General features: G+C 69.3%; 8 protein-coding genes. 2 read left to right on the top strand and 6 right to left on the bottom strand.

Annotation, left to right across the window (positions count from 1 at the left end; translation table 11 throughout):
* Positions 1-169 precede the first annotated feature (169 nt).
* Entirely contained in the window at positions 170-751 is a 582-nt protein-coding gene (locus tag Mterra_RS16055) for a YdcF family protein (protein ID WP_119316083.1), read from the bottom strand.
* A gap of 80 nt (positions 752-831) precedes the next feature.
* On the opposite strand from Mterra_RS16055, the gene holA reads away from it, so the two are divergent.
* A complete protein-coding gene (gene holA, locus Mterra_RS16060) occupies positions 832-1,764 on the top strand; it encodes a DNA polymerase III subunit delta (RefSeq protein ID WP_119316084.1) in 933 nt (310 codons plus the stop codon).
* A 221-nt stretch (positions 1,765-1,985) separates the two neighbouring features.
* Here holA and Mterra_RS16065 read toward each other — a convergent pair whose 3' ends face one another.
* Positions 1,986-2,765 carry a hypothetical protein gene (locus Mterra_RS16065; protein ID WP_119316085.1) on the bottom strand — a complete coding sequence of 260 codons (780 nt, stop codon included), beginning with the start codon at positions 2,763-2,765 and terminating at the stop codon, positions 1,986-1,988.
* A 204-nt stretch (positions 2,766-2,969) separates the two neighbouring features.
* On the opposite strand from Mterra_RS16065, the gene Mterra_RS16070 reads away from it, so the two are divergent.
* Entirely contained in the window at positions 2,970-4,175 is a 1,206-nt protein-coding gene (locus Mterra_RS16070; RefSeq protein ID WP_170159706.1) for a caspase family protein, read from the top strand.
* A gap of 153 nt (positions 4,176-4,328) precedes the next feature.
* Here Mterra_RS16070 and Mterra_RS16075 read toward each other — a convergent pair whose 3' ends face one another.
* The 4 genes from Mterra_RS16075 to Mterra_RS16090 form a co-directional block, all read right to left on the bottom strand.
* On the bottom strand, positions 4,329-5,189 hold the full coding sequence (locus Mterra_RS16075) for an ABC transporter permease (RefSeq protein WP_027894246.1): 861 nt from the start codon (positions 5,187-5,189) through the stop codon (positions 4,329-4,331).
* Positions 5,190-5,198: 9 nt separating this feature from the next.
* On the bottom strand, positions 5,199-6,206 hold the full coding sequence (locus Mterra_RS16080; RefSeq protein ID WP_119316087.1) for an ABC transporter permease: 1,008 nt from the start codon (positions 6,204-6,206) through the stop codon (positions 5,199-5,201).
* A 79-nt stretch (positions 6,207-6,285) separates the two neighbouring features.
* The gene (locus tag Mterra_RS16085; protein WP_119316088.1) at positions 6,286-7,860 is read right to left on the bottom strand and encodes an ABC transporter substrate-binding protein; all 1,575 of its coding nucleotides are present in this window, start codon (positions 7,858-7,860) and stop codon (positions 6,286-6,288) included.
* Between the two features lie 121 nt (positions 7,861-7,981).
* On the bottom strand, positions 7,982-8,671 hold the full coding sequence (locus tag Mterra_RS16090) for a SagB/ThcOx family dehydrogenase (RefSeq protein ID WP_027894243.1): 690 nt from the start codon (positions 8,669-8,671) through the stop codon (positions 7,982-7,984).
* Positions 8,672-8,862 lie beyond the last annotated feature (191 nt).

Here is an 8,862-nt window from a genome sequence, read left to right on the forward strand (position 1 = left end):
GGGCTGTAGGGGGGCGGGTCGTACGCCGAACGCAAGACGCAAGACGCGTGTCCTGCGTCCTACGTCGTACGTCGTACGCTAAACGCGGGACGCAGAACGCCTTTTGTCCCTCGGCCCTCGGCCCTGGACCCTCGACAAGCTGACCGCGGCGGCTCTCAACCCGTCGCCCTCACTCCCTCCAACCCCGTAAGGCGTAGTACAGCAGCACCAGGGGCTCGCGGAGGAAAGCCGGTAGGTTCTGTGGGCAGTGGGGGGAGGGGGCGAGGGCGAACTCGAGCCCCAGCCGGCGGGCCATCAGGGCGGCCCTGGGGAGGTGGAAGGGCTCGCTCACGATCACCACGGTGTTCCAGCCGCGTTCTTCCATGATCTGCCGGGTGAAGCGGAGGTTCTGGTAGGTGGAGCGGGCTTTGGGCTCGAGCACGACGCGTTCTTCGGGCAGGCCGCGCTGCTGCGCGATCCGGGCCATCGCCTGGGCCTCGACGGTGCCGCTCTCGCGGTCGAGCCCGCCCGAAACCACCAGCCAGCGGGCCCAGCCCTGCCGGACCACCTCGACCCCCTCCTCCACCCGCTTCACCAGGCAGGGGTTGAGCCGCTCGCCGTGGTAGACCCTCGAGCCCAGCACCAGCGCCACGTCGGCCTGCTGGAGGGTGCTGCGGTTCATGTTGAGCACGACGTAGCCCAGGGCGGCCAGGTAGGCGGCAAGGCCCAGCCCCAGCACGATCAGCAGCCCGATCCCGACCCGGCGGCGCATCCTTTCCAGGCTACCGGCTTCCCGTGAACGGCGGATGGCATTGGGCGCCGCGGGCGGGGCCCGTTTAGACTGGAGGGGCTGTGATCGAGGTGTTTACCGGCGACGCGTTTTTGGCTCGAGAGGCCCTGCTGCACGAAGCCCAGCTCCAGGGCCTCGCCCCCCGCTTCCTGCCGCCCGAGCCGGGGGTGGTGGCCCAGGAGGCCAGCGGGGGGCTCTTCGGGCCCAGCGGGGCGCTCGTGGACCTGCGCGAGGTGACCGAGGGCGAGTGGAAGCCCCTGCGGGAGGTGCTGGAGAAGCTCCCCCAGGACGCGCTGGTGCTGCTGCTCGACCCCCGCCCCACCGCCGCCCGCAGCAAGTGGTACGGTGAGCACGCGCGAAAGCGCGACAACCCCACCCCCGCGCCCCGCGAACTCGCCCAGTGGGTGACCAACCGCGCCCGCCTCTACGAGCTCAAGCTGCCCGCCGCCGTCGCCAACTTTTTGGGGGGCCTCATCGGCGGCAAGGGCAGCTACGAGAACCCGGCCTACGGCCTCGAGGCCCTCGACCAGGAGCTGCGCAAGCTCACCCTGCTCGACCCGCCCCTCACGCTGGAGAAGGTGCAGGCGGTGGTGGCGCTCGAGCCCCCCCTCTCCGGCTTCGACCTGGTGCGGGCCGTCACCGAGGGCAAGGCAACGGCAGCCTTTAAGCACCTGCAGAACCAGATGGAGCGCGGCGAGGACCCCATCCGCACGCTGGGGGCACTCTCCTGGCAGTACAGCAAGCTGGCGCGGGCCTGGGCCTACCTGCAGGAAAAGCCCCTGCTGGGCGAGGGCGAGGCCGCCGGCCTGCTGGGGATGCACCCCTTCGCCGCCAAGCAGACCCTGGCACTCGCCAAGCAGGCCTCGAGCCACGCCGTCAAAGCCGCCCTGCAAACCCTGCTCGAGGCCGAGCAGTCCGCCAAGACCGGCGGCGACCCCCGTCTAGCGCTCGAGCGCGCCGTAAGCGGGCTGCTGGCACTGGCTGCTAAGCGTTGAGAGGCGGGGACAGGGGCTAGTGGCGTGTGGCCGTGGATTGTCGAGAGCCAAGGCGTCTTGCGTATTGCGTATTGCGTATTGCGTATTGCATTTAGCATCTTGCGTACGACGTAGGACGTACGACGTACGACTGGCGTCTCGCGTCTCGCGTACGACGTACGACGCAGGACGTACGACCCGCTATCGGCTATCGGCTATCGGCCATAATTTCCGCGAAAACCCTACCTCGCCGTCCCCACGAAGGACTCCCGGATCTGCCTCTCGAGCGTCTGGGCGAGCTGCACGTCGCCCGAAGCCAGGAAGTAGCTGTAAGCCGCCGGGGCGTAGCTCAGCGACTGGCCCAGGAACAGGCTCAGGCCCCGCTCGCGCAGGGTGGGAAGGGCGGGCCACTCGCCCTGCACCCACAGCACCGGGGCCTCGTAGAAGACGGTGTTGTCGGTGCTCTTGACCTGCACCCGGGCGGCGAGGCGGAGCTTGTCGGCGGGCAGGCTGTAAGCGCCCTCGAGGTCCTTGCGGGCGATCTCCTCGCGGTAGATCTCCTTGCCCTGGGCGTCGAGGAGCTTGAGCACCTTGGGGTAGCGCTCCCCGGCGACGGGCAGGCGGAGGGTGGGCAGGTCGAAGAACTCGGGCACGTACAGCGGCGGGACAGCTCCGGCGGCGTCGCCGCGGCTCTTGGCGGGCTTGGCGAAGGCGGCCTCGGCCTCCCGCTGGCAGATGCCCACGTCCTGGCAGGTCTGCACCAGCTTGTCCCACAAGTTCTTGGGCCGCGCGACCTCGAAGCAGGCTTTGGGGGCTTGCAGGGTGAGGACGCGGTTGCCGTAGGTGAGCCGGGCCTTGCCCTGGGTCACGCAAGCCCGGTCGCCGGGCTCGAGGTTGAGATTGAGCGCGCCCCCGCCGCTGCGGGTGTAGCTCTGCTGGGTCTTGTCGGCGCGCTCGAGGAGCAGCTTGCCGTCGAGCTCGACCTTGGCCACGGTGGCCAGGCTGAGGCTTCCGACCGCCATCCCCAAAGCAATTGCGGGGACTTTCCACGTCCAGGCCATAATTACCCCTTCGGCGCGAGCGCCAGGCGACATTCGGGCTACATCCAAGGTATATAATGTAAGCTCTCCCTCGATTAGCTGCCCCCTACGCCGCATTCATCGAGCCTTAACCCTGGGATTTCGAGCGGGCGCGGGCCGGGATTGGCCCGCACACCGGAGGGCGCGGTGCCCTGGATTTGCCTTGCATTCCTGCTGCTGTCGGCGCTGGCGTGGGCAAGCCCCACGCCGGGGCGGGTCTACGCCCTGGTGGTGGGCATCAACAACTACCGCAGCTACCCCGACATCCCGCCCCTGCCCAGCCTCAGCTACGCCGAGAGCGACGCCCGGAAATTCGCCAAGGCGCTCGGCGGCGTGACCCGCCTGCGGCTGCTGCTCGACGACGAGGCCACCAAGAACGCCCTCGAGGCCGAGCTGCGCGACCTCGCCCGCCGCCTGGGGCCAGCAGACGTGCTCGTGGTCTACTACGCCGGGCACGGCCTGCCCAACAGCGAGGGGCAGGCCAGCCTCATCCCCTCCGACGCCCGCACCACCGACGAGGAGACTTGGCTCCCCCTCGAGCGCGTCCAGGCCATCGTGCGGCAGTACAGCGCCGACCAGGGGCGGCTCATGCTCATCCTCGACGCCTGCTTCAGCGGCCAGTCGCAGGCGGGCTCGCGCAGCTTCACCCCGCCCGGCGACTACCAGCTCGCCCAGGCGCCGCAGGTCGAGGAACAGAACGTGCTGCTGGCCTCCAGCAGCGAGACCCAGCCCTCCTGGGAGGACGACGAGCTCGGCGGCGGGGTCTTCACGGCCTTCTTGCTCGAGGCCATGAGCGGCAAGGGCGACGCCAACAACGACGGCTACGTGACGCTGCAGGAGGCCTTCGTCTACCTCGCGGGGCGGGTGGAGGGCTACTCGAGGCAGAAGGGCAAGAGCCAGACCCCCCGCCTCTACGGCCCCGGCCACGCCTTCCGGCTGGTGCAGAACCCGGCGGTCGTCACCCGCAACCGCCTGGGCAACCTGCTGCGCCTGGGCCAGATCCACGGCGACGCCTTCGACGCCCTGATGGGCTGGCTCGAGGCCCCCAGCCTCCCCGAGGACTTCCGCCTCTACCTCGAGGGCGCCCTGGGCGAGCCCGGCTTCGTGCTGCTGGCGCGCTCCGGGGCCATCCCCAAGGTGCCCCCCAACCCCCAGCAGGACAAGCGATTGGTCAGGATCGGCGGCCTGCGCCTCAAGGCCCTCATCCGCCGCGACCAGTTCTGGCCCCTGGCCCAGATGATCAGCGCCGGCAAAGCCCCCAAGGACGTGAGCGACTACCTGGCGGGGCGGCTCTCGGAAAAACGCTTCGTGCAGCGGGTATGGGCAGGGGCGATCGTGGGAGTGCCGCGCTAAGGAAGCCGTCAGGGGCAAGAGGCGGGGCGGGCACGGGGGCCCGCCCCTACAATCGGCGTTTTGCGTCTGGCGTTTTGCGTACGACGTACGCCCCGCGTTCGGCGTTGGACGTTCGGCTATCAGCATCCGACGTTCAGCCACCAGCGCCCCTCCTCAAGCATTCGCCCGCGGGTCCAGCACGTCGCGCAAAGCGTCGCCCAGGAGGTTGAAGGCCAGCACCGTGAGCAGGATCGCGACGGCGGGAGAAGTGGGGGCCCAGAAGGCTTCGGCGATGTAGCTGCGGGTCTCGGAGACCATCGCGCCCCACTCGGGGATGGGCGGTTGGGCGCCGAAGCCCACGAAGGAGAGGCCGGCGGCGGTGAGGATGGCCCCGCCGACGTCGAAGCTGGCCTGCACGAAGACGGGGGTGAGGGTGTTGGGCAGCAGGTGGCGCAGCATCAGCCGCCACTGCGGCACGCCCAGCGCCCGGGCGGCCTCCACGAACTCCCGCTCGCGCAGGGCCAGCACGTTGGCCCGCACCAGCCGCGCGTAGACCGGCCAGCTCACCAGCGCCACGGCCAGGATGGTGTTGCCCAGGTTGGGGCCCAGCGCCGCCGCGATAGCCATAGCCAGGATCAGGGAGGGGAAGGCGAAGAAGATGTCGGTCAGGCGCATGAGCAGGTTGTCCCACACCCCGCCCAGGCTCCCCGCCATCAGCCCCACGGCCACGCCCAGCAGCACCGCCAGCACAACCACCCCGAAGCCCACCTTGAGGCTGATGGCCGCGCCGTGGGCCACCCGCGCCCAGACGTCGCGGCCGAGCTGGTCGGTGCCCAGGAGGTGGGCGCTCGAGGGCGGGCTGAGCCGCTGGGCGATGTTCTGCTCGACGGGGTCGGGGGCGATGAGCGGCGCCAGCAGGGCTACCAGCAGCAGCAGCGCCAGCAGCGCCAGCCCCAGCAGGCCGCCGGGGTTGCGCAGGAAGCGCCGCAGGGGCCTCGAGCGGCGGTCAGAGGGGGCGTTCACGGCAGCGGCCATCGGGGTCCTCTAGGTGTAGCGGATGCGGGGGTCGAGGAAGGCATACAGCAGGTCGGTGACGAGGTTGACCAGGGCGTAGACCAGCCCCACCAGCAGCGTCACGCCCATCACGGCGGGGAAGTCGAGGCTGGTGGCCGACTGGGTCACGTAGCGCCCGATGCCGGGCCAGCTAAAGATGGTCTCGGTCAGCACCGCGCCCGAGAGCAGGCCCCCCAGCAGGCTGCCCAGCAGCGTGAGGATGGGCAAGGAGGCGTTCTTGAGGGCGTGGCGGAAGATCACCGCCGAGGCCACCGCCCCCTTGGCCCGGGCGGTGCGGATGTAGTCCTGGGCGAGCACCTCGAGCATGGTCGCGCGGGTCATGCGGGCGAGGATGGCCGCCGAGAACATCCCCAGCACGAAGGCGGGCAGGATGAGGTGCTCGAGCGAGTCGAGGAAGACGGTCCAGTCGCGCGCCAGCAGCGCGTCGAGGCCCATCATGCCCGTGACGCGGGGCGGGGGGAACAAGAAGCCGTCCAGGCGCCCCTGCACCGGCAGCAGGTCGAGGCGCTGGGCCAGCAGGTACTGCATGAGCACCGCGCTGAAGAACACCGGGGTGGCCCCGCCCAGCAGCGCCAGCACCCGCACCGCCACGTCGGGGGCGCGGTTAGGCCGCAGCGCGGCCACGATCCCGGCGGGGATGCCCAGCAGCACGGCGAAGACGAAGGCGGCGAGGGAGAGCTCGAGCGTGGCCGGGAAGAACTCGCGCAGGTCCTCGGCCACCGCCCGTCCCGTGCGCAGCGACTGGCCCAGGTCGCCCGAGATCAGGCGGCCCATGTAGATGAGGTACTGCTCGAGCTTGGACTTGTTCAGCCCGTAGCGCTCGCGGAACTCCTCGAGCTGCTCCTCGCGGGCGTTCTCGCCCAGCGCGGCGATGGCGGGGTCCACGGGCACCACCTGCGCGATGAAGAAGGTGGCGAAGGTGACCCCCCACGCCACGAAGAGGACGAAGAAGAGGCGCCGGACGATGTAGGAAAGCATGGGTGGGGTTCAGGGCTTCGGGTGCCGGGTCGAGGGAAAGCCTTTCCCGCCCCGGCACCCGCGCCTCGAGGGCCCTGCCTCAGGGCTGCTTGCTGATGTTCTCGAAGCGCACCTGGCCCTGCGCGTTGCGCACGTACCCCTCGACCTTGGCCGAGAAGCCCAGCGGGATGGCGGGCTGGTAGAGGATGACGTAGGGGCCGCTCTTGAGCGCGTAGTCGGTGAGCAGCTTGTACAGCGCGGCCCGTTTGGAGGGGTCGGTCTCGAGCGAGCCCTGGTTGGCGAGCTTGGAGGAGGTGGCGTCTTCCCAGACGTTGCGCCAGGCCAGGCTCTTGGCGGCGAAGTCGGCGAGGGGGGTGGCGTTGCCGTCGGGGTCGGGGAAGTCGGGGCTCCAGCCGCCCAGGTAGACCTGGTGGTTCTGCGCACGGTAGATCTTCAGCGCCTCGGCGTTGGCGATGGCCTTGATGTTGGCCTTGACGCCCGCCTTGGCCAGGTCGCTCTGGATCTTGGCGGCGATGTCCTGGCAGGGGATGCCGCCGCCGCACAGGCCGGTGCTGGTGAGCAGCTCGAACTCGAAGCCGTTGGGGTAGCCCGCCTCGGCCAGCAGCTTCTTGGCGCGCGCGGGGTCGTACTTGTAGGGCAGGGCGTTGTTGTAGCCCAGCAGGCCCTTGGGGATGATGGTCTGGATCTTGGTGCCGTTGCCCTGGACCAGCCCGTTGACCAGCTCGTCCTGGTTGACCGCCCAGCGCATGGCCTCACGCACCTTGGGGTTGGCGAAGGGGCTGCCGGGCTTGACGTTCATGCCCAGGTAGTTCAGCCGCAGGCTGTCGGCCTTGAGGGTCTTGAAGCGGGGGTTGGCGGCGACGGCCTTGAGGGCCTCGGGGGTGAGGCCCTCGGCGATGTCGATCTCGCCGGACTCGAGCGCGGTGCGCAGCACGGTGGGCTCCTTGATCTCGCGCATGATGATGCGCTGGAGCTTGGGCTTGAGCCGGGCGTTGGGGTTGGCCTCGAGCAGTACCTGCGAGCCGCGGTCCCAGCGCACTAAGCGGAAAGGCCCCGAGCCGGCGGAGTTGTTGGTGAGCCACTCCTTGCCGAAGTCGCCGCCCTTGGCGTGCTTCTGCACCTCCTCGCTATCGACGATGCCGCCGATGTTGAAGGTCAGGATCGAGAGGAAGGAGCCGGGCGAGGCGGTCTTGGGGATGCGCACCTCGACGGTGTAGGGGTCTACGGCCTTAGTGCCCCCTACCTTGAGCTGGGCGATGTCGATGAAGAGGAAGGAGGAGGGCCCCTTGAGCTGGATGGCCCGGTCGAAACTGTACACCACGTCCTTGGCGGTCACCTCGCGCCCGGTGGAGAACTTGCTGCCCTTGCGCAGCTTGAAGGTGATGACCCAAGAGTCGCCCCCGCGCTCGACCTTCCAGCTTTCGGCCAGGCCGGGCTTGAGGGTGGAGAGGTCGGCGCCTTCGAACTTGACCAGCGTCTCGTAGAGGTTGTCGGTGATCAGGCCGCCGGAGAACTCATAAGAAACCTGGGGGTCGAGGGTGATCAGGTCGGACCAGTCGCCGCCGTAGATCAGCGTGCTGGTGCGGTCTTGGGCCACGGCCAAGCTCGCCAGCACGATCCCCAGGCTCGCCAAACGCTGGAATTTACGCTGCATACGCCATCCCTCCTCTTGGATATGGCGTTAGCCTAAGCCCCTCTCATCGGGGGGTCAAGATGCCCCCATCGGCCTGAAGGTGGAGTCTCCCCGCCGATAGGTGGAGCGGTTCCGGGCGGGTTCAGCGCCCCAGCAGCAGCACGACCGCCGGGTACTCCCCCTCCGGCAGCGACAGCAGCGTGCGCACGTTCTCGTCGTAGAAGGTTTCGGCCGGGTAAGCCTGCAGGCCCAGCGCGGTCGCGGCCACCATCACCTCGCCCACCGCGTAGCCCGCCTCGAGCAGCGCGTAGCGGTAGCCCCGCAGCCCGAACACCGCCTCGCTGCGGTCGGGGACGGCGGTGAAGATCAGGAACACCGCGGCCTGCTCGAGCGACTCCAGGTCCATCAGCGCCTCGCGCCAGGCCGCCAGGTTGAGCTTGGAGGAGAGCTGCTCGAGCTGGTGCGACTTGGCCGCGTAGTGGTAGATGCCGGGGAAGGTGTCTTGCAGGTTCTGCACCCCGAGGTAGACCTCGAGGGGGTAGGCCCCGCCCGCCGAGGGGTAGCCCCGCCCGCCCCGGCGCACCGAAAGCGGCTGCAGGAGCTGGGAGATCTCGGCCTGGCTGATCGAGGAGCCCACCTTGGGCGGCTGGGGGGCCACCCTCGAGAGCACCTTCCACACCGGGGCCCCGCCCTCCTTGGTCGGCGCGGGCAGGTCTACGGACTCCAGCGGGTTGGCGTACACCTTCGCCGCCGGCGCGCGCCCCCCCGGCAAGCCATCTCCAGGAAATAGACGGGTAAGACGATAGAAGAGTTTGCCCGGGTGCTTGTCCATAGTGCCGGTGTACTGGCGAACAGGCTACCGCAAGGCACGGAGAAATTTCCAGCCTTCACCGCATTGCTAAAGATGAGGACCCCACGCCACCCTCGAGACCCCCTCGGCCGAAGGCCCGGCTCGTGACTGGTAGCCCGTGGCTCGTGGTTCACCCCTCCCCGTCCCTCCCCGCGTACGGGGAGGGTTTATCC

Source organism: Calidithermus terrae (assembly GCF_003574345.1).
GTDB classification, from domain to species: Bacteria; Deinococcota; Deinococci; order Deinococcales; family Thermaceae; genus Calidithermus; species Calidithermus chliarophilus.